The sequence below is a fragment of the Limosilactobacillus antri DSM 16041 genome, assembly GCF_000160835.1.
GTDB classification, from domain to species: Bacteria; Bacillota; Bacilli; order Lactobacillales; family Lactobacillaceae; genus Limosilactobacillus; species Limosilactobacillus antri.
In genome coordinates this window covers 75011-98666 of sequence record NZ_GG700738.1, presented here as the reverse complement: position 1 = coordinate 98666, position 23656 = coordinate 75011, and the positions used below count along the sequence as shown (strand labels likewise).

The 23656-nt window shown below is 54.0% G+C and carries 24 protein-coding genes; 4 read left to right on the top strand and 20 right to left on the bottom strand.

Annotated features, from left to right (window positions below):
- Window positions 1-9 precede the first annotated feature (9 nt).
- The 6 genes from HMPREF0494_RS10020 to trpS form a co-directional block, all read right to left on the bottom strand.
- On the bottom strand, window positions 10-993 hold the full coding sequence (locus HMPREF0494_RS10020; protein WP_007124855.1) for an aldo/keto reductase: 984 nt from the start codon (window positions 991-993) through the stop codon (window positions 10-12).
- A 181-nt stretch (window positions 994-1174) separates the two neighbouring features.
- Window positions 1175-1873: an NAD-dependent protein deacylase gene (locus tag HMPREF0494_RS10015; protein ID WP_007124854.1), complete on the bottom strand. Its 699-nt coding sequence runs from the start codon at window positions 1871-1873 to the stop codon at window positions 1175-1177.
- A gap of 4 nt (window positions 1874-1877) precedes the next feature.
- Window positions 1878-2837, bottom strand: a complete 960-nt coding sequence (locus tag HMPREF0494_RS10010) for a hypothetical protein (protein WP_007124853.1) — start codon at window positions 2835-2837, stop codon at window positions 1878-1880.
- A gap of 4 nt (window positions 2838-2841) precedes the next feature.
- Window positions 2842-4098, bottom strand: coding sequence for a hydroxymethylglutaryl-CoA reductase, degradative (locus tag HMPREF0494_RS10005; protein ID WP_007124852.1), 1257 nt, complete (start codon window positions 4096-4098; stop codon window positions 2842-2844).
- Entirely contained in the window at window positions 4091-5026 is a 936-nt protein-coding gene (locus tag HMPREF0494_RS10000; protein WP_040459063.1) for a Ppx/GppA family phosphatase, read from the bottom strand. The genes HMPREF0494_RS10005 and HMPREF0494_RS10000 overlap by 8 nt, the downstream gene beginning before the upstream one ends.
- 157 nt (window positions 5027-5183) lie before the next feature.
- Window positions 5184-6206 carry a tryptophan--tRNA ligase gene (gene trpS, locus HMPREF0494_RS09995; protein WP_007124850.1) on the bottom strand — a complete coding sequence of 341 codons (1023 nt, stop codon included), beginning with the start codon at window positions 6204-6206 and terminating at the stop codon, window positions 5184-5186.
- A 296-nt stretch (window positions 6207-6502) separates the two neighbouring features.
- On the opposite strand from trpS, the gene HMPREF0494_RS09990 reads away from it, so the two are divergent.
- Complete coding sequence (locus tag HMPREF0494_RS09990; protein WP_040459062.1) at window positions 6503-8017, top strand: Y-family DNA polymerase; 1515 nt, start codon at window positions 6503-6505, stop codon at window positions 8015-8017.
- Window positions 8017-8457: a YolD-like family protein gene (locus tag HMPREF0494_RS09985; RefSeq protein ID WP_007124848.1), complete on the top strand. Its 441-nt coding sequence runs from the start codon at window positions 8017-8019 to the stop codon at window positions 8455-8457. The genes HMPREF0494_RS09990 and HMPREF0494_RS09985 overlap by 1 nt, the downstream gene beginning before the upstream one ends.
- A 67-nt stretch (window positions 8458-8524) precedes the next feature.
- Here HMPREF0494_RS09985 and HMPREF0494_RS09980 read toward each other — a convergent pair whose 3' ends face one another.
- Window positions 8525-9568: a sulfurtransferase gene (locus HMPREF0494_RS09980; RefSeq protein WP_007124847.1), complete on the bottom strand. Its 1044-nt coding sequence runs from the start codon at window positions 9566-9568 to the stop codon at window positions 8525-8527.
- A gap of 147 nt (window positions 9569-9715) precedes the next feature.
- Between HMPREF0494_RS09980 and HMPREF0494_RS09975 the strand changes: the two genes are divergently transcribed.
- Window positions 9716-10672, top strand: coding sequence for a YeeE/YedE thiosulfate transporter family protein (locus tag HMPREF0494_RS09975; RefSeq protein ID WP_007124846.1), 957 nt, complete (start codon window positions 9716-9718; stop codon window positions 10670-10672).
- 143 nt (window positions 10673-10815) lie between these two features.
- Here the strand turns inward: HMPREF0494_RS09975 and HMPREF0494_RS09970 are convergent, their stop codons facing one another.
- From HMPREF0494_RS09970 to HMPREF0494_RS09910, 13 genes are all read right to left on the bottom strand, one after another.
- Entirely contained in the window at window positions 10816-12105 is a 1290-nt protein-coding gene (locus HMPREF0494_RS09970; RefSeq protein ID WP_040459061.1) for a dicarboxylate/amino acid:cation symporter, read from the bottom strand.
- A 186-nt stretch (window positions 12106-12291) separates the two neighbouring features.
- Entirely contained in the window at window positions 12292-13590 is a 1299-nt protein-coding gene (locus HMPREF0494_RS09965; protein WP_225430224.1) for an L-cysteine desulfidase family protein, read from the bottom strand.
- Window positions 13591-13700: 110 nt separating this feature from the next.
- A complete protein-coding gene (locus HMPREF0494_RS09960) occupies window positions 13701-14369 on the bottom strand; it encodes a TVP38/TMEM64 family protein (RefSeq protein WP_007124843.1) in 669 nt (222 codons plus the stop codon).
- An 11-nt stretch (window positions 14370-14380) separates the two neighbouring features.
- Window positions 14381-15271, bottom strand: coding sequence for a nucleoside hydrolase (locus tag HMPREF0494_RS09955; RefSeq protein ID WP_225430223.1), 891 nt, complete (start codon window positions 15269-15271; stop codon window positions 14381-14383).
- Window positions 15271-15927, bottom strand: coding sequence for a TIGR04282 family arsenosugar biosynthesis glycosyltransferase (locus HMPREF0494_RS09950; RefSeq protein WP_007124841.1), 657 nt, complete (start codon window positions 15925-15927; stop codon window positions 15271-15273). Before HMPREF0494_RS09950 ends, HMPREF0494_RS09955 begins: the two co-directional genes overlap by 1 nt.
- Window positions 15917-16942 (bottom strand): phosphotransferase family protein, encoded by a 1026-nt coding sequence (locus HMPREF0494_RS09945; RefSeq protein WP_007124840.1) that lies wholly within the window; start codon window positions 16940-16942, stop codon window positions 15917-15919. Before HMPREF0494_RS09945 ends, HMPREF0494_RS09950 begins: the two co-directional genes overlap by 11 nt.
- Entirely contained in the window at window positions 16939-17634 is a 696-nt protein-coding gene (locus HMPREF0494_RS09940) for a TIGR04283 family arsenosugar biosynthesis glycosyltransferase (protein WP_007124839.1), read from the bottom strand. Before HMPREF0494_RS09940 ends, HMPREF0494_RS09945 begins: the two co-directional genes overlap by 4 nt.
- Window positions 17625-18632, bottom strand: coding sequence for an ABC transporter ATP-binding protein (locus HMPREF0494_RS09935; protein WP_007124838.1), 1008 nt, complete (start codon window positions 18630-18632; stop codon window positions 17625-17627). The genes HMPREF0494_RS09940 and HMPREF0494_RS09935 overlap by 10 nt, the downstream gene beginning before the upstream one ends.
- On the bottom strand, window positions 18607-19395 hold the full coding sequence (locus tag HMPREF0494_RS09930; protein ID WP_007124837.1) for an ABC transporter permease: 789 nt from the start codon (window positions 19393-19395) through the stop codon (window positions 18607-18609). The genes HMPREF0494_RS09935 and HMPREF0494_RS09930 overlap by 26 nt, the downstream gene beginning before the upstream one ends.
- Window positions 19392-20261: an ABC transporter permease gene (locus HMPREF0494_RS09925; RefSeq protein WP_007124836.1), complete on the bottom strand. Its 870-nt coding sequence runs from the start codon at window positions 20259-20261 to the stop codon at window positions 19392-19394. Before HMPREF0494_RS09925 ends, HMPREF0494_RS09930 begins: the two co-directional genes overlap by 4 nt.
- The gene (locus HMPREF0494_RS09920) at window positions 20261-21523 is read right to left on the bottom strand and encodes an ABC transporter substrate-binding protein (RefSeq protein ID WP_007124835.1); all 1263 of its coding nucleotides are present in this window, start codon (window positions 21521-21523) and stop codon (window positions 20261-20263) included. Before HMPREF0494_RS09920 ends, HMPREF0494_RS09925 begins: the two co-directional genes overlap by 1 nt.
- Window positions 21524-21544: 21 nt before the next feature.
- Window positions 21545-22300, bottom strand: a complete 756-nt coding sequence (locus tag HMPREF0494_RS09915) for a heterodisulfide reductase-related iron-sulfur binding cluster (protein ID WP_007124834.1) — start codon at window positions 22298-22300, stop codon at window positions 21545-21547.
- Window positions 22297-22701 (bottom strand): 4Fe-4S dicluster domain-containing protein, encoded by a 405-nt coding sequence (locus tag HMPREF0494_RS09910; protein ID WP_007124833.1) that lies wholly within the window; start codon window positions 22699-22701, stop codon window positions 22297-22299. Before HMPREF0494_RS09910 ends, HMPREF0494_RS09915 begins: the two co-directional genes overlap by 4 nt.
- Before the next feature lie 186 nt (window positions 22702-22887).
- Here HMPREF0494_RS09910 and HMPREF0494_RS09905 point away from each other — a divergent pair, with 186 nt between their 5' ends.
- Window positions 22888-23625 carry a TVP38/TMEM64 family protein gene (locus HMPREF0494_RS09905; protein WP_007124832.1) on the top strand — a complete coding sequence of 246 codons (738 nt, stop codon included), beginning with the start codon at window positions 22888-22890 and terminating at the stop codon, window positions 23623-23625.
- Window positions 23626-23656 lie beyond the last annotated feature (31 nt).

The following is a 23656-nucleotide window of genomic DNA, read 5'->3' as shown; positions in this document are numbered from 1 at the left end:
CCGTTTGCATTAATCTGGATCCTTCAGCGACTTGCCGCTCTTCGTCTGTTTGAAGTGCGCAAAGGCCGTTTCAATCGTTTGGTACTCTTCAGCCGTCAAGCTAATGTTCATCGCCTGGGCATTGCTGATTACCTGGTCGGCCCGCTTGGCTCCCGGAATGACCGCGGTAATCAACGGATTCTGCAGGTACCAGGCCAGAATCGTCTGGGCAACCGTCGCCCCATGCCGGTCAGCAATCGGCCGGACCTGGTCAACCGCCGCCAGGATCTTACCGTAGCGGGGCTGCTTAAAGTCCGCAATCTGGCTCCGAATATCTTCAGCCGGGAAAGTGACGTCTTCAACGTACTTCCCGGTTAGCAATCCAGAGGCCAGGGGGAAGTACGGGATAAAACTAATCTGGTGGTCCCGGAGGTAGTCCAGCATCCCCTCCGTCAGGTGATCCTGGTGGAGCAGACTGAACTCGTCCTCCACCACGTCCACGTAGCCGTCCGCGTTGGCCTCCTTGATCTGGTCCAGACTGAAATTGGAAATTCCGATCGCCCGGATCTTGCCGGCTTCGCGCAGCCGCTGCAAAGCACCAACCGCCTCAGCCTTGGGGGTGTCGTGGTCGGGGAAGTGGAGATAGTAAATATCGAGATAGTCGACGCCCAGCCGCGCCAAGCTCTGGTCAACCTGCTGGGTTATGAATTCAGGATCGTTCCGAATGACCTCCTGGCCGGTTGAGAAGTCGTGGGCCCCCTTGGTTGCAATCACAATGTCTTCACGACGATGGTCCCTGACAACCTCGCCCACCAGTTGTTCCGAGTGGCCAAGGCCGTAAACATAGGCCGTGTCCAGCAGGTTAATTCCGTGGGCCAGGGCGGCCTCAACCAGGTTGCGCCCGGCCTGGTCGTCCATACCGGGGAACAGGTTGTAGCCCCCGACCGCGTTCGTTCCTAAGCCGAGCGGGTTCGCCACCACGGTCGACTTGCCAAATTGTACTGCGTTTGCCATTGCAAAACCCTCCTTATTTGAAAGCGATTACGTCATTTGGCTATTATTATACCGTGAATTAGCCACAACGGGAATCAGCTGTTCATAGTTTAATAAAAATAAAAGAGCAACCGCTGAGTTGTTTCGCCAACTCCAACGGTTGCATAGATTATCTTATTCTGGCTTGCCAGTCTTCACAGACCTAAACCCGCAGGGCCGCAAAGAACTTCGTCGCGTCCTCCTGCACCATTTCAAAATCAAAGGAGAAGTGCAGTTCCTGCCGGTTGACCGCGACCACCTTCGCGTTCGGATTACGGTATTCGAGCAGGCCAGCGAAGGGGTAGACCTTCATCGAGGTGCCGACAATCACCACCAGGTCGGCCGCTTGCATGGCCTTAACCGCGTCAATGATGTTTTGCTGCTTGATCCCCTCATCGTAGAGAACGATGTCCGGCCGCAGCGGGCCGCCATCCGTCGCGTGCAGGCGGCTTTGGAGGTAGTCGGCCACCGGCACCGTCGCCCCGCACTTTTCACAGTAAACGTGGTAGAGGTTGCCGTGAAAATCAATCAGGTGCTTGGTCCCCGCCTCTTCGTAGAGGTTGTCGATATTCTGGGTAATCACCGTTGCCCGGTCCTGCTGGGTCAGCGCCGCCTGCTTTTCATGAATCACGTTTGGCTTAGCGTCCGGGAAGTACAGGTTCTTCTTGCAAAACTCGTAAAAGCCGTCCGGGTCGCTGGCAAAGTAGCGGTGACTCAGGTAGTATTCCGCATTCCGGTTTTGGGTGTAGAGACCGCTTGCCGAGCGGAAATCTGGAATGCCCGAGGCGGTCGACACCCCCGCTCCCGTTAGAAAGACAATGTGTTTGGCGTCATCAAACGCCGCTTGAATCTTCGACTCCATCAGATCACTTCCTTACGATATACGGGATGCTGTGTTGTTCCAAGAACTCCTTGACCGGCTGGGCGTAAAGCCGCTTGAACTCTTCTGGCGATTCCGGGTTCGGTGCCGGCATGGTAAAGGAGTTCTGGCCGTCGCTCCGCCGAAGCCCCACGTAAGCCCGCTTACTCGTTCCCCGCTCCTTCATGTCGGAGTGGTAAATTTCAAAGACCTGGCGTAGGCTCAGCCGCAGCTGCCGGTCGCTCAGTACCGGTGACAGGGTCGTGTACTCGTTGTTGTGGAGGGCCGGCAGTCCCCATTCCTGCATTTGCTGGTCAAAGAGCGAATAGGTTTTCACAATTGACCGCCGCATATCGAATGGTGACTGAATCGGCTTTTCAGCAAGCTGCTGGTACATTTTCTGGGCCGCGGCCAGGGCGGTCGGATACTTCGCCTTTAGCTGTGCCTCATACTGGGTAAGGTGGTCGCCATAAAAGACCAGGGCGTCCAAGAGGGTCAGCAAACGAAGGGTCTTTTCTTCGTCGTCCGCCTTGTCCTCTGGCGTCAGTGTGTGTTCAATTCCCTTGAGGTATTCCGCCTCAACCTGGTCGTTAATCAGACCGTGCTTGCGCTGTTCGGCAACCACGACCCGGTGGATGGCAACGTTGTAGAGGTCGGTCGACATGATCATCATTTGCTCATCCAGCCGCGAATCGCCCAGAGAAAGCTGGAAGAAAATCTGCGGGAACCCCCGCAGCAGCATTAACAGGTGGAGCAGTTCATGGGAAGCCGTGTAGTTTGGTTCTGTCAGGTCGGTCACGATGATAAACAGACCGCCGGGCAGCGTCTTCTGAGTTGCCTGATCGTGACGGACGTAGCCCGACTTTTCACCGTGAAACTGAACAAACACGCTGCCCTCAGGATAGAGGTCATTGACCTGCTTTAACAATTCCTGGTTGGCCGCGTTCAATTTAATTTCTTCGCTCATGCAACTAATCCTTTCTAATCTCGTCTAATAATTGCTTGGCCAGGGACCGGTCGACGTGATTCTGCCGGGTCAGCGCCTTTACCAGCACGGGAACCTCGGTGGGGCGGGCACCAACGCTAATCGCCAGGGACCGGTACTGGAGTTTCATGTGGCCAGCCTGAATCCCAGAACTAGCCAGTGCGCGCAGGGCTGCCAGGTTCTGGGCTAAACCAACGCTCGCCGTCACTGCCGCTAGTTCTTCGGCCGTTTGAATACCGCTGATCTGATAGTTGGCCTTGGTCAGCGGGTTGAGCCCAATTGAGCCGCCCACGACGCCGACCGGCAGGGGGAGGGTCAATTGCCCGGCCAATTTGCCATCATCAGTCAGCCGCCAGGTACTCAGCCCCCGGTATTGACCATCCCGGCTGGCATAGACATGGGCGCCCGCTTCAATGGCCCGCCAATCGTTGCCGCTAGCCAGCATTACCGCGTCAATCCCGTTCATAATCCCCTTGTTATGGGTTGCCGCCCGGTAGGGGTCTACCTGGGCCAGGCCGCTGAGGCTGGCGATTCGCTCCGCCACCTCCGAGCCAGGCATGGTCTTGGTCGCCAAGGCAGAAAAGTCAACCCGGCACTCAGCCGTCTGCAGGCTCTCCGTGGCGTAGTTGCTCAAGATGGCCGTCAAGACGTTAAAGCCCTGCTGGCGCAAATGCTGGCTAACCGCCTCCGCCATCGTGTTGACACTGTTGGCCCCCATCGCCTGGCAGACGTCGATCAGCAGGTCCACGCTAATGAAGTCGCCCGGCGTCCGTAAGCGAAGTTCCTTTGCGCCGCCGCCCCGCCGCTGCATCGACGGGTGGGCCGCGTTCGCTACCCGGAGCAAGTCATCCTGGTGGTCACGCAGCCAGGTCAAAGCGGTGGCCCGTTCGTCAGCTAGCGGCTGGAGGACCACCTGGCCAACCAGCAACCGCCGTTGCCGGGGCGCGGTAAAGCCGCCACTCCGGGCAACCCGCTGGGCACCGTTACTAGCCGCCGCAATTACCGAGGGCTCCTCAACCGCCATTGGAACCTGGTAGTGCTGCCCGTTCACCAGCAGGTTGAGCGCTAACCCTTCCGGCACCGGATAGTCCGTCAGGTAGTTTTCCACCAGCTGGTCGCCGAGCGCTGAGCCGTTAGCGGTCAAGAGTGACGTGACCGTGGCCGGCAGGTGCAACGCTTCGGTCAGCCGGGCCCGCCGCTCGGCCGCAGTTAATTTATAAAAGCCGTGCTGCCAATCATTCATGGTGCTGCTTCCTTTGGTTGACGTACTCGGTAATGATTCCTTCCCGGACCCCACTTTCGGAGAAGATCACCCGGCCGTCGCTATTGCGTTCAAGCAGACTAATCAGGGGGAGCATCCCCCCGACGATAATGTCGGCCCGTTCCGGTTCCAAGCCCGGCATTTTCTTGCGCTGGGCCAGGTTCCGGGTCAAAAGTTCGCGGTAGGTCGCGTAAACCGCGCGGGCACTCAGCTGGTAGCCGTGAATCGACCGTCGATGGTGACGATGGTGGTAGGACCAGGCCATCCGAGCCAGGGTCCGGTTAGCCCCGCCCAAGAGGACAATCGGGCACCGGGTCGCATACCGCAGCCATGGAATCTTTTTTAGCCGGTCGCTCATTGCCACCTGCGCCCGGAAAAGGTCCGCCGACCGCACGTAGCCGTTCAAGTGAAACTGCTCCGACAGGTTAACCGCTCCGACCGGAATCGAAATCATGTCCCGAGCGCGCCGCTGTTGCACCAGGACCAGTTCACAGCTGGCGCCACCAACATCTAAAATCAAACAGTGGTTTAGTTTAAGGGTGCGAACCACCCCTAAGTAGTCGTAATATGCCTCTTTTTTTCCCGACAGGACCTGGAGCCGGATTCCGACTTCTCGTTCAACCCGGTCCAGGAATTCCTGGCGATTACGGGCTTGGCGGACTGCCGCCGTGGTAATCGCCCGGACCTTTACACCGGGAACCTCCTGGTAGAGCTGCTTGAACCGCTTGAGAGCTTCAATCGTCCGCTGCATTGCGGGCTCCTGGAGCACCTTTTCGCGGCCCATCCCTTCCGACAAACGGGTATTTTCCTTTACCCGCTTAATTTCGCGAAAGCGGCCATCCGGAGCCACTTCCGTGATTGCCATCCGCGCCGAGTTAGAGCCGAGGTCAACAATTGCGAGGTTTTCCACTATTTTCACCTCCGCTACTTCAATTTAATTCTAAAAAACTATCCCCTTTATGTTACCATGTTCCGTTCCGTGAAACACTAATTGTTCCTGGGAGTAGTCAATTTTTCATAAATAAAACCGGCTCCCGAAAATCGGAACCGGCTAAGTTAAGTTTGCTTTAACCGAAGTAGTTGATGCCGATGGCGTCGCGAACCTCTTTCAGGGTTTGGTTGGCGACCTCATTGGCCCGTGCAGAACCTTCCTTGAGGACTTGATCCACGTAGTCGATGTTGGCCGCGTACCGTTTGCGCCGTTCCCGGATTGGCTTTAATTCCGCCTGGAGAACGTCGTTTAGGTAACGTTTGATTTTGACGTCGCCAAGGCCCCCCGCTTGGTACTGTTCCTTGAGTTTAGCAACCTGGTCCTTATCTGGGTCAAAGATGTCGAGGTAGGTAAAGACGGTATTGCCCTCCACGTGGCCTGGGTCAGAAACCTTGATGTGGGTTGGGTCAGTGTACATCGACATAACCTTCTTTTGAATCGTGTCGGCGTCATCGGACAGGTAGATGGCGTTGCCCAAGGACTTGCTCATCTTGGCGTTGCCGTCGAGGCCGGGAATCCGCCCCTCACCCTTTGGCGGGAAGACCCCTTCCGGTTCCACCAGGATCTCCTGGTCATAAATCCGGTTGAAGGTCCGGACAATCTCCCGGGTCTGTTCCAGCATCGGTTCCTGGTCGTCACCAACCGGGACCGTGTCGGCTTTAAAGGCCGTGATATCGGCCGCTTGGCTAACTGGGTAGATTAAGAAACCGGCTGGGACGCTTTCACCAAACTTCTTCTGCTGGATTTCCGTCTTGACGGTCGGGTTCCGCTTCAGCCGGGAAACGGTCACCAGGTTCAGGTAGTGCATCGTCAGCTCGCTGAGGGCCGGGATCTGCGATTGGACAAAGATGGTGGACTTCTGTGGGTCAATTCCCACCGCCAGGTAGTCCAGGGACACTTCATGCAGGGAGCGGCGGATCTTCTCCGGGTCACGGGCGTTATCGGTCAGGGCCTGCTGGTCGGCAATCATGATGTAGGTATCGTACTTGCCGGTGTTTTGCAGGGCCACCCGGTTCTTCAGCGAGCCGACATAGTGACCGATGTGGAGCTTCCCCGTTGGCCGGTCCCCGGTTAAAATTACGTGTTTCTTTTCTGCCATCGTTATTTCCTCCTTAACTTAAAAGCGCCCCACTAGTCGATTGACTAATAGGACGCTTGCGCGCGGTGCCACCTAAATTGCAATTGCTTGCCGCTTTGATTACTATTCAAAAAATAAAATCCAGTTCGCACCCTGGGGACCTTTTCACCTGCCGTCCCTCGCTGCTGCTCGTGCTACTCAATGCTTATATTTTAGCCGCTTCTCGACAAAAAGGCAAGTTGCCTGTGCAAACACTTGTTCCCGTCGCCGAATTCTCGTATAATGATGGGTGAAATTACGAAAGGAGGAGCCCTGTCGTGGCCCGGACTTACCTAGCAATCGACCTCAAGTCATTCTACGCCTCCGCCGAGTGCGCGGCCCACCATCTGAACCCCCTGACCACCAACCTGGTGGTGGCGGACGAATCGCGGACCAGCAAGACCATCTGCCTGGCCGTTTCGCCGGCTCTGAAACGGTTCGGGGTCCCGGGCCGGCCTCGGCTCTTTGAAGTTGAGCAAATCGTCGCCCGGCTGAACCGGGAGCGGGCCAAGCAGGCGCCCGGACACTGCCTGACCAAGTTTAAGTCGGTCTACCGGCCCCAGCTCCTCCGCAACCCCCGCCTGCGGATCGGCTTTAAAATTGTTCCGCCGCGGATGGCCTTTTACCTGCAAAAGAGCGCCGAGATTTATGAGATCTACCTCCGCTACCTGCCGCCAGAGATGATCCATCCCTACTCCATCGACGAGGTCTTGATGGACGTCACCGACTACCTACGGGAACACCAGGTTTCTGCTCATGCCCTCGCCAAGGAAATCATCCAAACGATCCAGCTGGAAACCAAAATTACTGCCACGGCCGGGATCGGTACCAACCTCTACCTCGCCAAGGTCGCGATGGACATTGTCGCCAAACGGATTCCAGCGGACGAGGACGGGGTACGGATTGCCCAGATGGATGAGCAGTCCTACCGCCGCTACCTCTGGGCCCACGAACCGCTGACCGACTTTTGGCGGATCGGCCGTGGTTACGCCAAACGCCTGAACAAGCTCGGCCTGCATACGATGGGGGATGTCGCACGCTGTTCGCTCGGCAAACTTTCGGACCCCTTAAACGAGGAAGTCCTCTACCGGGAATTTGGCAAAAACGCCGAATTAATTATCGACCACGCCTGGGGCTATGAGTCCGCGACGATGGCCGACATCAAAAACTACCGGTCCGACCACCACGGCATCTACTCCAGTATCGTCCTCCCCAAGCCCTACCGATACCAGGAAGGCCGGCTGGTGGTCCGGGAAATGGTTGATATGCTCAGCCTCCAGATGGTCAAGCGGGACCTGGTCGCGGACCGCTTTTCACTCACCATCAACTACGATGTTCAGAGCCTCCACCAGGGCCACGGCTATCACGGGGCGACGGTCACCGACTTTTACGGTCGGGAAGTCCCCCACCCAGCCCACGACGCCTTTAGCCTTCCCCTGCCAACCGCCTCGCCGCGTGAACTGACCAGCCACTTTCTGGCGTCTTTTCAGCGCAAGGTCGACCCAAGCCTCCTCATCCGGCGGGTGACCGTGACGGCGAACAACCTTGTTCAGCAGGCGGTGGCGGCCCAGATGACCCACAGCGAGCAGCTCGACCTCTTCACCAACCCGCACCAGCAGGTTGCCCGGGCCAAGGCAGCGCAGCAGCAACGCCAGCGGGACCAGCAGGTACAAAAGATGATCCTGCGCTTACAGGACCAGTTCGGCAAGAATTCGATCATCCGGGCGGCTGACTTGAAGGACGGCGCCGTCGCTAGGAAAAGAAACAAGGAGATTGGAGGCCACCAGGCATAATGGACAAGCAGCAATGGGCAGCTGAGCAGAAGCAATTTAACGATACGAGCCGCTACCGGGATATTATGGACAGCCCCCGCCACGTCTCCCGGGCCCACCTGCCAATGCCGCAGGTCGACCGGGCGGGCCAGTTCGCCCCCTTCGCCGCTCTAACCGGTTATAAGGAGCTCCTCGATCAGACAGCGAAGCGCTATGCCAATAAGGACTACTTAAGCCACGACCAGTTAACGGCCCTGAACAAGAAGATCAAGACCCTGGCGGCCCAGCGCCCCTGGCCGACGGTCAAGCTGACCTACTTCAACGGGGCCAGCGGCTACTATGAGAGCTTCACCGGTCAGCTGGTTGCCGTTGACTGGCGCCGGCAGCGGCTTCGTTTTCGCGATGGCGAGTCCGTGGTCATTCGCAATTTGAAGCGAATTGAAAACATCAAGGGTGCATAATCAGAGTCCACACCGACTCTGACTATGCACCCTTAATTATTATTGCTTACCCACCGCTAAGGCATGCTTACCGTTCAGCAGAAACGGTGGTCTCAACCTTAAAGTTCTTGGTCCCTGGTTCACCCTTTTGTACTGGGTACTTCTTTGGGTCCTTCTTGTGTTCCATATTCCATTGGTACCAGCCACCATCGTAGAGCTGAACATTCTTAAAGCCCTCTTCCTTGGCGAGGAAGAATGGAACGCAGGCCCGCCAACCGGTCCCACAGTAGAAGACAACCTCTTGGTCAGGGGTAATCCCCTTCTTTGCCCAGTAAGCCAATTCGGCCTTTGGATCCTTGATGGTCCCGTCAGCGTTCGTCAGGTAGGCAACGTCACTGCTGCTCTTACTTACCCGGCCGTAAATCGCACCCTTTGGTTCACCGGCTTCCTTGATGTAGGAGTAACCAGAGATGTCGCCGATGTATTCCTTCCAGGAACGGGTACTTACCAGCTTCAAGTCCGGGTTCTTCTTCTCGGCCTTGAGGAGGTCAGCGGGGGTCTTGATGTATGCTTCTGGGTGAGCAACCGTATTGCTGCCGAAGTCGGTTTGCTTCTTTGGCTGCACGCTCTTCTTTTCTAGTGGCAGACCAGCCTTCTTCCAGGCCTGCTGACCACCGTCGATGATCTTAATGTTCTTCACCCCAAGGTAGTAAGCGGCAAAGGCCACCCGGGAAGCGGCCGAGATGTCTGGAGAATAAACAATCAGTGGCGTGTCAGCGGTAACCCCCTTTTTCAAGAAGTTCTTCCGGAGCTGGCTGGCATCTAGCAGGTTCCACTTAGCAGCCTGGCTTTCGACGTCATTAGTGCTCATTTGAACAGCGCCCGGAATGTGGCCCTTGTTAAAGCCTGGCACCTTCCCATAGGCTACAGCCAGGACAACCGCATTTGGGTTCTGTTCCTTGAATTGCTGGGCCTGCTTTGCCGTGATGTAGTAGGTGTTCTCAGTTACCTGCTGGTCTTCTTTAACGAAGTGGCTTTCCTTACTAGCCGCATGGGTACTGGTTCCCGCCAAGACAAGCCCGGCTAACAAACCACAGGCCGCGATCCCGAACCATTTAAAAAACTTATGCATTTTTTGATACTCCCTCACTTTTCTATGCTACTTTGTGGAAAAATGTCGATGTGTAAGCTCTTTCACAATAAAATATGATACTACTGTTGGCTAGCTTGTGCAATAATGAATTAGTGTTAGATTTTTGTAAAGGAAAGGTAGTAACAAATGGTTCAAACTGGTTTAATTTTTGGTCTGATCCTCGGGGCTGTCCTACAGAGCTGGCATTTTAACTTTGCCCGACAGATCCATGATGGGTTGACAAAGCGGTCGGGGAACGGCCTGCTGAGCCTGATAGTGATAATTGTGGTGGAGAGTGCGATTGTCGCAGCCCTCCTACTTGCTGGAGTCCTTACTATCCCGGCGAATCCCGACTATGCGCCGGCGGCCACAATTGTCGGGAGCCTGCTGTTTGGGCTGGGGATGTGGCTGGCCCGCGGCTGTATCATCGATAACTTCGTCCAGGTCGGTAACGGAGACCTCCACGGCCTGCTTGCCCTGCTTGCTTTTACCCTGACCCTGGTCTACTACAACTGGGGAGTCTTGAGCGACCGTCTCGGTGGCCTCAACCGCGCCCAGGTTAGCGACGACTTATTCCGCGGCCGGGCAACCGGCTTCTTACTGTGCCTCGGGATCCTCGCGGTAGTCACTACTGCTTGGTTCGCCTGGTCCCGCAAGCAGGCGGGCTGGCGAGCCCTGCTTGCCCCACTCCTCATCGGCCTCCTCGCCGGAGGTGCCTTCCTCGCGAATGCCTGGGCCCAGAGCTTTGGTGGTTTTGCAATTGCTGACCCCCTCCTGTCATGGTATGGCTTTATCAAGGGGCACGGTGCTGGAATCACCATTAGCTGGGGGATGTATTTCACGGTCGGAATCACCATCGGCGCCTTCCTGGTCGCCCTGGTAAAAAGACAGTTCCAACGGCGGCCGCTTACGATTATCAACCTCATCAGCTCGATTGTGGCCGGCGTCCTGATGGGGGGTGGGACTGGCCTTTCCAAGGGGACCTTGACCTCCAACGGGCTGGTTTACACTGCCCTCTTTTCGGTCCAAGGGTGGTTAGCGCTGGTATTTATCATCATTGGCTACGGTCTGGCTGACTGGTTGGCCCACCGAATTAAGAAATAAAACCGGTAACTAATAACGGGCCTCAGGTTCTCATCGAACTTGGGGCCCGTTTTGTTAACACCACCGCCATGTTAACCATGACCGTGATCAAAAAAGTTACCGATTACACAAATTCTGGTCGGAGGAAATTCAACACTTACATACTACTTAGCACTCGCTCGTTTTTCCGATTGGGAAACTAGCGTGGAAGCCACCATTGAACTTGTTACGTTAGTCGTCGTCCGCGCCATGTCAGCGAAACTATCGATTCCTGCAAAAATACTAATTAAGCCGACCGGCAATCCCAAAACAACAAACATCGCGGTTGCAAGCATAATCCCACCGCCGGGAACACCAGCGGTACCAAACGAAATGATTGGGCACAAAATGATAATAATAATTGCTTGCGTAACTGAAATGTTACCACCCATCGAGTGAATGGTGTAGATGGCTAATAGCGGTGGCCAGATCCCCGCACAGCCAGACATCCCAACTGCCGTCCCGAGTGAACCAACAAAGTTAGCAATTTCTTCTGAAACGCCGAGCTTCTTCGTCAAACACTCAACATACAGTGGGAGGGTCCCGGCACTACTCCGGGTCGAGAAGGCCATCGTTTGGGCAGGAAGAACATCATGGTAAAACTTGAGTGGTGATACATGGCCGACAAACTTCAGTAGGACGCTGTCGGTAACGGCCATGTGAAAAAGACAACCGACAAAGGTAAGAACAATAATCCACAGCAATGGCAGTAAGGCTTTCGGCTCACTGGTCCCCATGGTATCAGCCATCAAGAAAATAATTGAGTACGGCAGGAATGAAATGATGACGGCAATTAGCTTGTAAACAATATCGTGACAGTCATCGATAAAGGCTTTGAAAAAGCGGAGGGAATCGGCCCCCTTCTTTTCGTTAATTGCCACTACTGCCATCCCAACAATAATTGCAAAGAATACAACCGGGATCACTTGCCCCTTCGCCATTGACTGGAAGATATTTTCCGAAAACAGATCAGTAATTACCTGGGTAAACGGTGGGACCTTCCCAATCTTGACCCCATCAACAATACTCAAATGGGTTCCCTTCCCCAGATTAGTTGCTAGTGCAAGCACCGTTCCCACAATCGCGGCCAATAAGGTTTGGAACAGCAACCAAAACAGTGCTTTCCCACCAATGGTTTTCAGCTTACTGGTGGAACTCATCGAGTAGACACTCTGGATTAAGGACACCAGTAACAGTGGGATAACCATCATCGTGATTACCTTGACATAGATGGTCCCGACAACGGCATCATAGGAAGTGTAGCCCTTGAAAATCAGACCAATGATAATCCCAATCACCAATGCAATGACGGAAGTAAAACCAAAGCCCAACTTTTTAAGCAGCAAATGGATTACATAACATGCCAGCAATGAAACAGCAAACGTTGCTAAATTCATCCACACAGTTGTTGACATACAAAAACACCTCAATTAAATTGACCATTCCCCCTAACTGGAATTGTGATCTCTAGCACAAATAATTGGTAACGCTTTCATTGTAATGTTTACCAGACACTTATGCAAGTTTTGCCTAAAATCCCCCAAAAAGCGCCCCAAATAAGCCTGCACTAACTTTGGGACGCATAAAACCAAGTTAAAATACTAATTATTTTTAGCCCGCATAATTTTCAGGATGATGGAATCGGTAGCGGCCATCCCCTCGGAAGTTAGCTTGCCCAGTCCGCGAATCGTTTCGTCCACGGATTCACTGACCACCCCGTTAGTTGCCGGAACTGTAATGCCTTGTAGGGCCATGTCAACGGCCTTAAGCATCGTTTGCACTGCTGTTGAAACCTTAACGGCACATGAGCAACCGGCACCGTCGCAGATCAGCCCGTTGGCATCCCCGATCATGATCTTGATGGCCCGGGCAGCATCTTCAACTGTCCCGCCGGCAAGGTAACAAATCCCCGTCGCCGCCCCCATCGCGGCAGAATGGGTCGCACAGTAAGCAGTTAAGCTTGGCAGGAAAGAATGGATGTAGATTGCGGTGAGATGAGACAGAGTTAACGCGCGAATAAGTTGTTTCTTGGACGACCCCCACTCTTCTGCCGCGACGCACACCGGTACTGTTGCGGTAATCCCCTGGTTGCCGGAGCCAGAATTAGTCGCCGCCAGGAGCTGACTGCCACCCATCCGGGCATCGGCTGCTGCGGCCGTCCAGGCAATGATCCGACTGGTCAAATTATCAGTATTGCCCAACCCCTTTGCGCTGGCAATTGCCTGACCAACCCCCATGCCGTAATGGTGATCAAAGCCGTCCTGTGCCAAGGCCAGGTTGTGGTCCCGCGTGGTTAAAATAAATTGCAGGCCTTCAACGGCTTCTTGATTGACAGCAAAGTCCCAAATATCCGCTAAGGTGGTCTGCCGCATAAAGGTCAGCCAGCCTGCCGGGGCCGCCTGAGTCGGCTTACCATTGTCCCACACAACCTGGTCATCCTGTTGGACAAAGTAAATGTTGGTATGGCTCCCGGCGATCTTAGTTAACGCAGTATGGCCGTCCGGTGTGGTTGCTTTCACGGCAACGTACAGTTTATCGGGTACGTCGGCTACGGTAACAGTCACTTTGCCAGAATGAGCTAATCCAAGGACTCGGGTCCGCTGGTCCGTCGTCAGCTGGGGGATCACCCCGAGACCGGCCGCCGGGTCACCCCAGAGGTAGCCTAACGACGCCGCAACTGGCAAGCCCGCTTCGCCAGTCCCCGGTACGATTACCGCTAGGGCATTCTTAAAAATATTGGCCGAGACCGCCACTTCAATTGTGGCGGGTTCTGCCCGGTCGAGCTGAGCACCACACTTGGCCGCCGCTAGTGCAACCGCGACTGGCTCAGTACAGCCCTTCGCCAGCTGAATACTACTCTTTAGTGCCGTTCGATACATCATCCGACTGTGTTGATTCATCTTCCTCACCCCAAATCTAAATTAATTAACCGCTTTCATTTTAACATACTGCACGAAGAAAACGCCCAGCCGATTGAAGCGGATGGACGTCCTCACTTTATTTCAGTGGGTTACTTTTTATATTCTTCGCTCAAATGGCGCAAGCGCTGGCTCATCTTCGGCAGCATCGATAACCCGGCCAGCAGGACCCCGGCTACGGTTAGGTCGAGGAACAGCTTGGCCGAAAAGCCATCGTGTAAGATTTGGGCCGCCAAGTACGAGTAGATAAAGCAGGCCGGCATCATGGTCAAAAATGAGATCACGGTAAACTTCCGGGTGGTCATCGGCGTCAGCGCGTAGGCATAACTTTGGATGGCGTATGGGAAGACTGGCACCAAGCGGGTAAAGATGAGAAAGGTGGTCCCGTTTTCACGGACCCCCCGTTCGATCTTCTTGAAGGTGCTGCTGTCCCCCATCTTCTCAACGATGTAATCACGGGCAACGTACTTGCCAATGACGAATGACACCGAGCAGCCAATTGTAGCCCCAATTACCGTCAGGGCCCCACCAATGAAACCGCCCCAGCAGATTCCGCCGACAATGGCGAGCAGCTGGCCTGGCAGGAGGAAAACCGAGGTAAAGATGGACAGGGCAATGAAGATTAAATACCCCCACCAACCACTGCCCTGGATCAGGTTGCGCAACTGGTTAAAGTCCGTCAGCAACCGGGTCAGGCCGAGCTGGTAGGCCGCCACGATCACTAAGACAAAAATAACCAGGAATGTAACTATTTTTTTCATACCGGCCCCTCCTAATCCTGCTGTAAACCCGCAAGTAGTCGGCGGTAAACCAGGTCGTTAAATGCAGCCAGGTTCTTGATATGGGCCGGCATCGTGATCATCCGTGGCGAGTGATCCACCAGGTTAATCCGGCCCGCTTCGGCAATCGCTGACTGGTCGGCCGCCAGGTAAACCCGCTCTGGCGTAAAGTATTCTGGGTGCTCTAGGTAGACCGCCGTGGTAATGTCCCAGTTGCAAAAACCTGGTAAGTCCAGGTCCCGCTCCTGCAAGTCCATCCACTCGTCAATTGCGGTCGTGAAATACTGGTAGCAATCGGCCGGCAGCGTTGTTTGCAGTTCCGCCGCTAGTCGCTGGCTAAAGTCCCGGGAAAAGAGGGCTTCCGTTGTCATGTGGCCATTCATGATTGTTAGCGAGGCCCCGCTAGCAAAGATTAACTGGGCGGCGGTCGGATCAATCTTAAAATTCAACTCCCCAACTGGGTGCCCATTGATGACCAAAGGGAAGCAGTTACCACCCATCAAGACGATCCTCTTAACTTTGTTTAAGAAGAGGGAGTCACTTGCGAGGGCCCGTTTAATATTGGTTAGGCCCCCGGTCCCTAGTAAGGTGATTTCGTGGGGGTGAGCATTCACCGTCTGCACCAGAAAATCGCTGGCGGCCATTTGGGGCTGTTCCCCCGTATCCGGTGCAAAGTAGTAGTCAAAGGGAAGGTGGAGGCGGTCCTTGAGTCGGCGGGCGGCCCCCAGCACCCCGGCCCAGTCGCTATTCCCCTGTGAGAGGGTCACCCCGAGGAGGTCAATCGTCGGCGCTCCCAGGAGGTACATAATCGTCAGGCCGTCATCGACGTCACAACCAGGGATATCAAAGCTACAATCACAATCGAGAATTACTTTTTCTTTCATCATTTTTCCTCCGTAAGCCATTGCTGGAGCTGCTGGTTATGTCTATCCAGGTGCTGCTTAACCCGCTCCAAGTCAGCCGGCGTATCAACGTCAACCTGGGCATCCAGGAGCTGAACATCATGCCTGGTGATTGCCCGGAGCGTGCTTTGCAGGACGGTCGACTGGCCCCAATCAATTGGGTTGGTGAACAGTGGCACCAAGTCAACACCCCGCTGGGCCCCGATCAGGTAGTAACCACCGTCAGCACTCGGGCCAATCACAATTTCCTTCATGACCGCGAAGGCCCGCCGGATCGTCTGGGCGGTCAGCTCCGGGAGGTCGCTCCCCGTCAGGACCACTTCCTGGTAACCAGCAGCGAAGACGGTTGCCATTGCGTTGTTCATCCGTTCCCCAATATTGGCCCCGTGCTGAGCAAAGGCCTGGACACCAGCGGGCAGGCTATTCAGGAAACGCGTCGGGCCCTGCTCATCAGAATAGGCCACGAAAACGTCAATTCCCGCCGCCGGGAGGTCGACAACGCTCACCAACAGGTCGGTCAGCAAATCGCCCTGCAGGTCACTGGCCTCCTGCCCGCTATAGGTTGGAATCAGGCGGGTCTTACACTTCCCCGGGGTCGGAATCCGGGTAAAAATAATATAGGCTTTGTTATTCTTCATCGAGGACCTGCTCCTTAATCGCCGTATCAATAAAGTCCGCCTGCATGTACTGCTGGACCTTGGCGTAAATTTCCTGGTTCTGCAGGGCCTTCTCCCCGCTCGCGTACTCATTGAGGGCCATCGCCGACCACGAGAGCGCCCGCAGCATCAAGTACGGGTGGTAAATCCGCAGGGCCGTCATGAAGTCAGCCCGGTCAAAGCCGGCGATGGACAAGTAGCGGTCAAGGAAGGCCCGCTTGTCCTCCTGGGTCAACCGAATGTTGGTCCGCCAGAGGGTGGTGGTCGATGCTAAGAACTGTGAGAGGTCCTGGACCGGGTGGCTAATCACCGGCTTCTCCCAGTCAATCAACCAGCCCTGCTTGCCAATGATAAAGTTATGCGAGTTGACCTCCGTGTTGTTAACCCGCCACAACTGTTGGTCGCGAAAGAAGTCCTCCTGGTTGACATTGTCTTGGCAAGCCTGCAGGGCCCGTTCGAGAACATGCTGGGCGTGGGCGGGCACGAACTTACTCCCCCAAACCGGGACCAGGAGGTGTTCGCACTCGGCTACCCGGGCCCGGAGGATATTATTCTTTTCAGCAATTAATGCTTGGTCAGCGGCGGCGTCCACCGGGAGCTGGTGAATCTGGCCAAAAATTTGCGCAGCCGTCTGCATATCGGTCCGGTAATCAAGGGGTCGCCCCGGCAGAAATTCCATAATCAAGAGCCCCTGGTCAAAGTAGTTCTTTTGGTCATCGACGTAGCAGACCCGCGGTGTACACCCTGACCGTTCCAACCACTTCAACGCGTTGAATTCATACCGGATCTGGTTGGCGGCGTTAATCTGACTGCCGTAGTTGAGCCGAAAAACATATTGTCGATCGCCGGTCCCAATTAGGAAGTTCTGGTTGTATTCCCCCTGCGCCAAGAAACGCACTTCCAGCGGCGCGGGCAGGTGAAGCCGTTCAACTAACCCCTGCCTGGTCAGGTAGAACTTAATTTTCTCTATCAATTGCGTCTGTTCTTCCACCGTCATCGGTCCTTTCTGTAGTAAATTTGGGCCAGTTTTTGCGGGGAAACCCCACAGATAAACAAAACTTTAATCCACATTAACTTAAAGTGAACCCGCCACGGGTGCCGGTCATACTTACGGCTCGAAGCGACAATCCGGTCGGGGAGCTGCTTCAGCAATCCCCGGCGGGCCAACTTTCGGCTCAGGATCCAGTCTTCCATTAGCGGCACGTCGGGAAAACCACCCATCTGCTGGTAGACAGTCCGGCGCACAAACAAACTCTGGTCGCCAAAGATCAATCCTAGGTGGCGGGCCCGCCAGTTCGAACTGGCCGCCAAGAAGCGGTAGAAAAAGCCCGGAGCGGCATAATCAAGCCACAAGCAGACCGCTGCTGTCCCCGGACCCAGCGACCTCACTAACCGCGGGCCTAAGTTAGCCTCGGCCTTCAGTTGGACATCGGCGTGCACAAACCAGAGGTACTGCCCCTGACTATGCTGGGCCCCCAGCCGGAGTTGGTGCCCCCGGTTGCCAGCCGCCGTTTCCACTACCCGGGCCCCGTGTTCCCGGGCAATTTCAACGGTCCGGTCCTGGCTAGCGGCATCAACGACCACCAGCTCATATGGAACATCCGCACAGGCTTGGGCAAGCTCCTCCAGTAGGCGGCCCAAATGCGCCTCCTCATTGAGGGTCGGAATGATAATCGAAATCACTGGCATGGTAGCAGCTGTCCCCCTGCCGGTAATGTCAGCCGCACCTGTTCGCCGACCTTTAACGGGCGCGAAAAATTAGTTTGCTGCAGTTTGAGCTGTTGGCCCGCAACGTCAAAGATAACCGTCGGGCCTGCTGGCTGCCAGTGGACCTGTTGCACCGTGGCACTCAATCCGCCCTGAGTTGTTAAGCCAACCTGCGTGACAAACGGCACGAGTAACGTAGCGGTGCCTTGGAGTCGACCTGGATTGTTAACCGACAGTTGGCTCCCCGCTACTGCAAAAGTCTGCCCGTTGACTTCCCCAGTCAGGTAGTTAAAGCAACCGAGGAAGTCGGCAACCGTCCGATTAGCCGGGTGGGCGTACAGTTCCTGGGGGCTGGCAACCTGTTGAACCCGCTGGTTAGCCAGCACCACCACACGGGTCGACAGCAGAAATGCTTCCTCCTGGTCATGACTAACCATGATGACGCCAAAGTGGTAGTGGGCCTGGAGCCGTTGCAGGTATTCATACATCTGCTGGCGGAGGTTGCTATCCAGGCTCGAAAAGGGTTCGTCTAGCAAGAGCAGTTTTGGCCGCAAAATAATCGCCCGGGCCAAGGCCACCCGTTGCTGCTGCCCGCCGGAAAGTTCAGCTGGGTACTGCTTTTCGAGGCCTTCGAGTTGAAACTCCGCTACCATCTCCTGGACCCGTTGATCAATCTCGGCACGGGCAACATGCCGCATTTTCAAGCCAAAAGCAATATTCTCTGCGACCGTCATGTGCGGGAACAGGAGGTAGTCTTGAAAGACCAACAGCGTATTCTTCCGTGTACTCTCCCCAGTAAATTCAATCGTTCCTGTCTGGGGTGTCAGCATCCCCACAATCATTTTCAAAATTGTTGTCTTGCCGACCCCGGATGGCCCAAATAAGGTGATAATTTCATCTTCGTGGACCACAAAGGAAACGTCATTAACAATCTCCCGTTTTCCATAGCGATAACTAATATTTTTGACGTTTAATCCCATGACGTCCTCCAATAATCATCGTGATAATCCCAACTCCAACTAACGACGTGGCAATAAAAATCAGGCTGTAAACTGAGCCAACACCGAACCGCCCGTTGTTCGCAAACGGAATCAGGAGCAACGGCAGAGTAATGATGTTGCTGTCGCCAACAAAGAAGGTCGGAAGGTACTGGCTATACGAGATAATGTAGCTCAAACTCGCCGCGGCAATTAACCCGGGTCGCAAGAGGGGGACCGTGACGTGCCAAAATGCTTGCCAGGAGTTTGCTCCCAGATTGTGCGCTAGCAGCTGGTAGTTGGTCCCGAGTTTACGATAGCTTTCCAGCAAAATCTGCATTGCGTAAGGCACCATGAAAAAGACGTGCAAGATCACCACCCCGAAGTAGGTTCCGCTGATTTGCCACTGCAAGAACTCGGTTTCCGTTGAGGTCACAATCGCGATTGCCGGCAGAATCATCGGTAAGTAAATCACAAATTCAATTAACCGCCCCGGCAGGAAGTTTTGCAGAGTCAAAAACCGGCAGGTAGGCATGGCAATTGCCAGAGTCAAAAAGGTTGCCACCATCGCAATCAGGGTGCTGTTCCAGATGCTCGGCCAAAAGTTCGGATCAGCATAGGCACGGTGGAAGTACATCCAGCCGTACCGGGTCGGTAACAGCGCCGGGTAGGTCCACTTAACCGCCACCGCCCACAGGCCAATCATCAAAATCGGAACTAAAACTAAGATGCACGCTAGCCACAGGATAAGTACTCTCTTTTTCATTTTACATACCGGTCCTTTCCGCCGGGCAACAAGCGACTAAGCAGCAGGGCTAACAGCGTGACCGCCAGGCAGAACAAGGATAAGATCGTGTTGAGCGCGAACGCTGCCGGCCGCGACTGGAGGTCCGGTTGTAAGAATTGGTTATAGATGGTCAGCGCAATTGTCTCGTTACTGGGGTTCCCCAGAATATACGGCACCTCAAAATTGGCAAAGGTAAAGCAAAAGAGGATGATGAATAGAGTGCAGAGGGTCGGCTGGATGAGTGGCAGGGTAACGTGCCAGAATGCTTGCCAGCGCGAGGCCCCGAGGTTCCGCGCAGCCGTGGTATAACTGCCCCGTAATTGCCGCAGGATTGCGAGCATCGTAACCGCCACGTAGGGTATCTCCTTGTAGAGGAAGACGACGATGATGGCAATCCCCCACCGGTCATTTACGAGAAGTGGGAAGTCGTCAATCGAGGTAATCAGGTGCAGGTGGATGGCGAGCCGGGAAATTAGCCCCGACTGGCTTAGGAGCTGCATGATCATCAAGGCAACGATGATGTGAGGGATGGTGATGGGGACCGCAAACAGGCGGGCCAAAAAGCGGTGACGTCCGGCAACCCGCTCCAGAATCAATGCCATCAGCAGTCCCAAAACCAACGCCCCCACCGTCGCTAGCAGCCCCAGGTAGAGGCTGTATAACAGAGACTGGACAAAGTAGTGGTCGTGTAAAACCTCCCGGTAGTAAGAGAGGGTCACCTCGTTTAGCCCAATGATGGGGTAGTAACCCAAACTTACCGCTAGAGACTTAAAAAGCGCTGCAATAATTACAACGCTATTTAAGCCCACAAAGGGGAGGATTAATAATAAATGTCTCTTTTTCATTAATTATCCCCGTGCAGGACGTGTTCTTTCCAAAGGGACTCAATAATGGCAATCTTCTTTGCCTGAACTTCAGGGATTTGGTGGGCCCGCATTTCCTTATCGGACGGAACCCCCTTCTCCGTGTGCAGGTTTTCTAGCTTTTGCCGGTTCTGTGGTGTTAACTTGCTGTAGTTAAACGGCGGCAGTGCGTAACCGTACTTGGCCTCCGCCTTCTTCATCTGAGCCGATTCACTTGTCATCTCATTAACCAGCAGTAATGCCGCATTCTTATTCTTCGATGAGTTAGCAATTGCCAGGTAGCTTTCGTTGGCAATGTTCCCCTTCTTGAAGAAGAATGGTTGGGTGTCAGTCCCAAACTGGTTCTCATCCCGCTGAGCAGCACCGTGCGTTGGTGAGTAACTGTAGGTCATGTTGATCTGGTGGGCAGCGTACATCTTGTCCAACTGTGCGGTCGTCGTTGGGTAGGTCTTCCCCTGCTTCCACAGGTACGGCTTCAGTTCGTTCAGGTAGTCCAGGCCCGGTTTGATAACCTTGTACATTTCTTCCTTGGTTGCTGGTGCGTCAGCGACCTTTTGGTAACCAACGATATTACAGATAACGTTCCGGACAAAGGCGCTCCCGGTAAATTCCGGTGGAGCGGTGTAGGTCAACTTGCCAGGGTGGGCCTTGGCGTATTCCAGCAGTTGCTGGGTACTGTCCGGGAAGCGGTTGTCAAAGTCCGCCAGCCGGCCAAAGAAGGTTAACTGGGCCGTGCCGTATGGGACTTCATAACCCTTAATTGGCGTTCCAAAGTCATACTTGGAGTAGTGACCGTTAGTGTACATCAGGTTCTTAAAACTCGGGACCTTATTGGCAAATGGCCCGTAGAGCAGACCTTCCTTTTTCGCGGTGTAGAAGTTTTCACCGTTAATCCAAATAACATCGATGTTCCCGGACTTCCCTGATTGCTTAATCGAAACCAGCTTATTCAGGATGTTATCGATATCCATCGGCACCCGCTTAACCGTGATGTCGTACTTTTTCTTCATTGCAGGAGCAACAACTTGGTCGACCCACTTGTTGGCTTGCTCATCGCCCCCAAAGCCGTAGAAGGTCACCGTCTTCCCCCGAGCGACCTTTTCGGCATGCTTAAAAGTGGTAATTTTATCCCCAGTGCTCGACTGGCCGGATGATTTACCACACGCTGTAAGTACCAGCGTCAGCATCATACAGGCGGCAAGTAGGAGCCACTTGCGGCCGCATGACCACTTATGTTTTTTCATTCTTCAATTACACCTCAATCGTTATGCTTTCTGAATAATCTTCTTCGTCTTATAGCGGTTGTGCCAAGCTTTCAGGGTATTCCCCAGGTCGTTTGGCTTCGGTTCATCACCAAGGTTAACTACCGGACCAAAAATTAGGTCCAAGAGGTGCCATGAACGGGCACCGCCAATTGACATTGCCAATGTACAGCTTGAACAGTAGCTAACTACGTAATCCGTCTTAAAGGTCTCCACCCGCTTATGCGCAACCTCGTGACTCAATTGGGAATTTGAAACTCCACACATGCCACCGAAACCACAGCACAGGGTGTTGCGGAGTGACAACCGGTTCCGTGCCACCTTATAGCCAAGAAACTTCATAATTTGCCGGACAGCTCGTTGGACATCAACACGGTCCCGGGCGGAACAGGAGTCCTGGATTGAAAAGACCACGTCACTGTCCTTCCCCTTGTTCCGGTATTCTTCTGGCAGACCCCATTCGGCCATCTTAACCCACAGTGAATCGACCTTGAACTTTTGCTCCTCGGTCATCACCTTCAGGCAGTTTTGGCAGGCCAATAGCAGATCATCAATCTCAGCTTCCTTGACCATCTCGGCTAAGTTATTAAAGTGATTTTCAAACTTTTCCGTCTCACCGATCATCTTCATTGGCTTACCACAACAAGCTTCAATAATCGCCAAATCCGGATATAGATCCTGCAAATAATCAATGACGTGCTTAACATTTTCCGGGCTTGACGAGGCTAATGAACAGCCGGGCATAAAACCATACTTCATTTTGCGCTCTCCTCCTTATTCGCCGCTTTCTTCGGCTTAGCGTGCCCCTTATTGACAGTCGTAAACAATGAACAATAGGAAAAGCGCTGGTGGAAGTAAACTCCCTTCAACGACTTCAGCGGTCGCTTACGACTATTTTTAATCAGGTCCTTACGCATGCTATAAAAAGCTTCGTCCAGCTTTAATTGTTGCGGGCAAACCCGGGTACAATGCGAACATAACAAACACGAATAAGGAATCTCTGGATCAATGTCGCCATCATCCAAGAACTTTTGGAATAACTGCTTCGGCGACTGACAATATGCCTGTAAAAAGGGACAGTTGGGCATACAACGGCCACACTCCGTACAGTTTTCAACGATATTCTTAGCAAGCGCTTTCGTATGTCGAGAAAACTTCATCCTAATTTCCCCTCACATTCTAACTAAAACAATAAAACAGGCGTTATTCTGCAATATTTTGTGATATGATGATTATGCTCACAACATCTTGATACATAATTCATATTAGCGCAAAAAGGCCCGCAAATCAATCAAAATTTGACTTTTTTGTGAACTTTTTATAAGCGCTTTAAGGAGGAGTTATCATTGGACGCTCAAACCGATCCCGCAGAGAAAAAGTCCAATTACCGGCTTGGTCGTTGGATTACGATTGGGGTAATTTTGCTCTGCGTCGTGGCTTACTTTGCGTTTCCACCGGTTAAGCATTTCTGCAACCAGGTTGTCTACATGTTTAGTACCGGTGACTTTACTGTCGTTAAGGATTTCGTTGCTTCCTATGGGGTCTACGCGGCCGTCATTTCCTTTTTCCTGATGGTCTTTCAAAGCGTTGCCGCCCCACTGCCGGCCTTCCTGGTGACCTTTGCCAACGCGAGCCTGTTTGGCTGGTGGCAGGGAATGCTCTTATCTTGGTTTAGTTCTTTAGCCGGGGCGGCACTGTGTTTCTACATCGCCCGCTTCCTGGGTCGGGACGCGGTTGAGAAATTAACCACCAAAACGGCATTGGCATCGATCGACAAGTTCTTTGAGCGCTACGGTAAGAACTGTATTATCATCTGCCGACTGCTGCCGTTTGTTTCCTTTGACCTGGTTAGTTACGCGGCTGGCTTGACCTCGATGTCCTTTACCAGCTTTATCATTGCTTCAGCGCTTGGGGAATTGCCAGCAACGGTGATCTACTCATACGTTGGGGGGATGCTGGTCGGTGGTGCCAAGATGTTTACCATGGCCCTGCTGATCATCTTCGCTTTGACCGCCCTAATTGCGATGTTCCGGAAGATCTATGTTAACCGGCACCAGAACAATCAGGCCAAGGTCGAAAAATAAATTTTGCAATTATTTTTGGAGGAAAATTGTC

Bases quoted from the DNA above. Each gene is read 5' to 3' on its own strand.
- HMPREF0494_RS10020 (WP_007124855.1), bottom strand. From the start codon at position 993: ATGGCAAACGCAGTACAATTTGGCAAGTCGACCGTGGTGGCGAACCCG.
- HMPREF0494_RS10015 (WP_007124854.1), bottom strand. From the start codon at position 1,873: ATGGAGTCGAAGATTCAAGCGGCGTTTGATGACGCCAAACACATTGTC.
- HMPREF0494_RS10010 (WP_007124853.1), bottom strand. From the start codon at position 2,837: ATGAGCGAAGAAATTAAATTGAACGCGGCCAACCAGGAATTGTTAAAG.
- HMPREF0494_RS10005 (WP_007124852.1), bottom strand. From the start codon at position 4,098: ATGAATGATTGGCAGCACGGCTTTTATAAATTAACTGCGGCCGAGCGG.
- trpS (WP_007124850.1), bottom strand. From the start codon at position 6,206: ATGGCAGAAAAGAAACACGTAATTTTAACCGGGGACCGGCCAACGGGG.
- HMPREF0494_RS09985 (WP_007124848.1), top strand. From the start codon at position 8,017: ATGGACAAGCAGCAATGGGCAGCTGAGCAGAAGCAATTTAACGATACG.
- HMPREF0494_RS09980 (WP_007124847.1), bottom strand. From the start codon at position 9,568: ATGCATAAGTTTTTTAAATGGTTCGGGATCGCGGCCTGTGGTTTGTTA.
- HMPREF0494_RS09975 (WP_007124846.1), top strand. From the start codon at position 9,716: ATGGTTCAAACTGGTTTAATTTTTGGTCTGATCCTCGGGGCTGTCCTA.
- HMPREF0494_RS09970 (WP_040459061.1), bottom strand. From the start codon at position 12,105: ATGTCAACAACTGTGTGGATGAATTTAGCAACGTTTGCTGTTTCATTG.
- HMPREF0494_RS09965 (WP_225430224.1), bottom strand. From the start codon at position 13,590: ATGAATCAACACAGTCGGATGATGTATCGAACGGCACTAAAGAGTAGT.
- HMPREF0494_RS09960 (WP_007124843.1), bottom strand. From the start codon at position 14,369: ATGAAAAAAATAGTTACATTCCTGGTTATTTTTGTCTTAGTGATCGTG.
- HMPREF0494_RS09955 (WP_225430223.1), bottom strand. From the start codon at position 15,271: ATGAAAGAAAAAGTAATTCTCGATTGTGATTGTAGCTTTGATATCCCT.
- HMPREF0494_RS09950 (WP_007124841.1), bottom strand. From the start codon at position 15,927: ATGAAGAATAACAAAGCCTATATTATTTTTACCCGGATTCCGACCCCG.
- HMPREF0494_RS09945 (WP_007124840.1), bottom strand. From the start codon at position 16,942: ATGACGGTGGAAGAACAGACGCAATTGATAGAGAAAATTAAGTTCTAC.
- HMPREF0494_RS09940 (WP_007124839.1), bottom strand. From the start codon at position 17,634: ATGCCAGTGATTTCGATTATCATTCCGACCCTCAATGAGGAGGCGCAT.
- HMPREF0494_RS09935 (WP_007124838.1), bottom strand. From the start codon at position 18,632: ATGGGATTAAACGTCAAAAATATTAGTTATCGCTATGGAAAACGGGAG.
- HMPREF0494_RS09930 (WP_007124837.1), bottom strand. From the start codon at position 19,395: ATGAAAAAGAGAGTACTTATCCTGTGGCTAGCGTGCATCTTAGTTTTA.
- HMPREF0494_RS09925 (WP_007124836.1), bottom strand. From the start codon at position 20,261: ATGAAAAAGAGACATTTATTATTAATCCTCCCCTTTGTGGGCTTAAAT.
- HMPREF0494_RS09920 (WP_007124835.1), bottom strand. From the start codon at position 21,523: ATGAAAAAACATAAGTGGTCATGCGGCCGCAAGTGGCTCCTACTTGCC.
- HMPREF0494_RS09915 (WP_007124834.1), bottom strand. From the start codon at position 22,300: ATGAAGTATGGTTTTATGCCCGGCTGTTCATTAGCCTCGTCAAGCCCG.
- HMPREF0494_RS09910 (WP_007124833.1), bottom strand. From the start codon at position 22,701: ATGAAGTTTTCTCGACATACGAAAGCGCTTGCTAAGAATATCGTTGAA.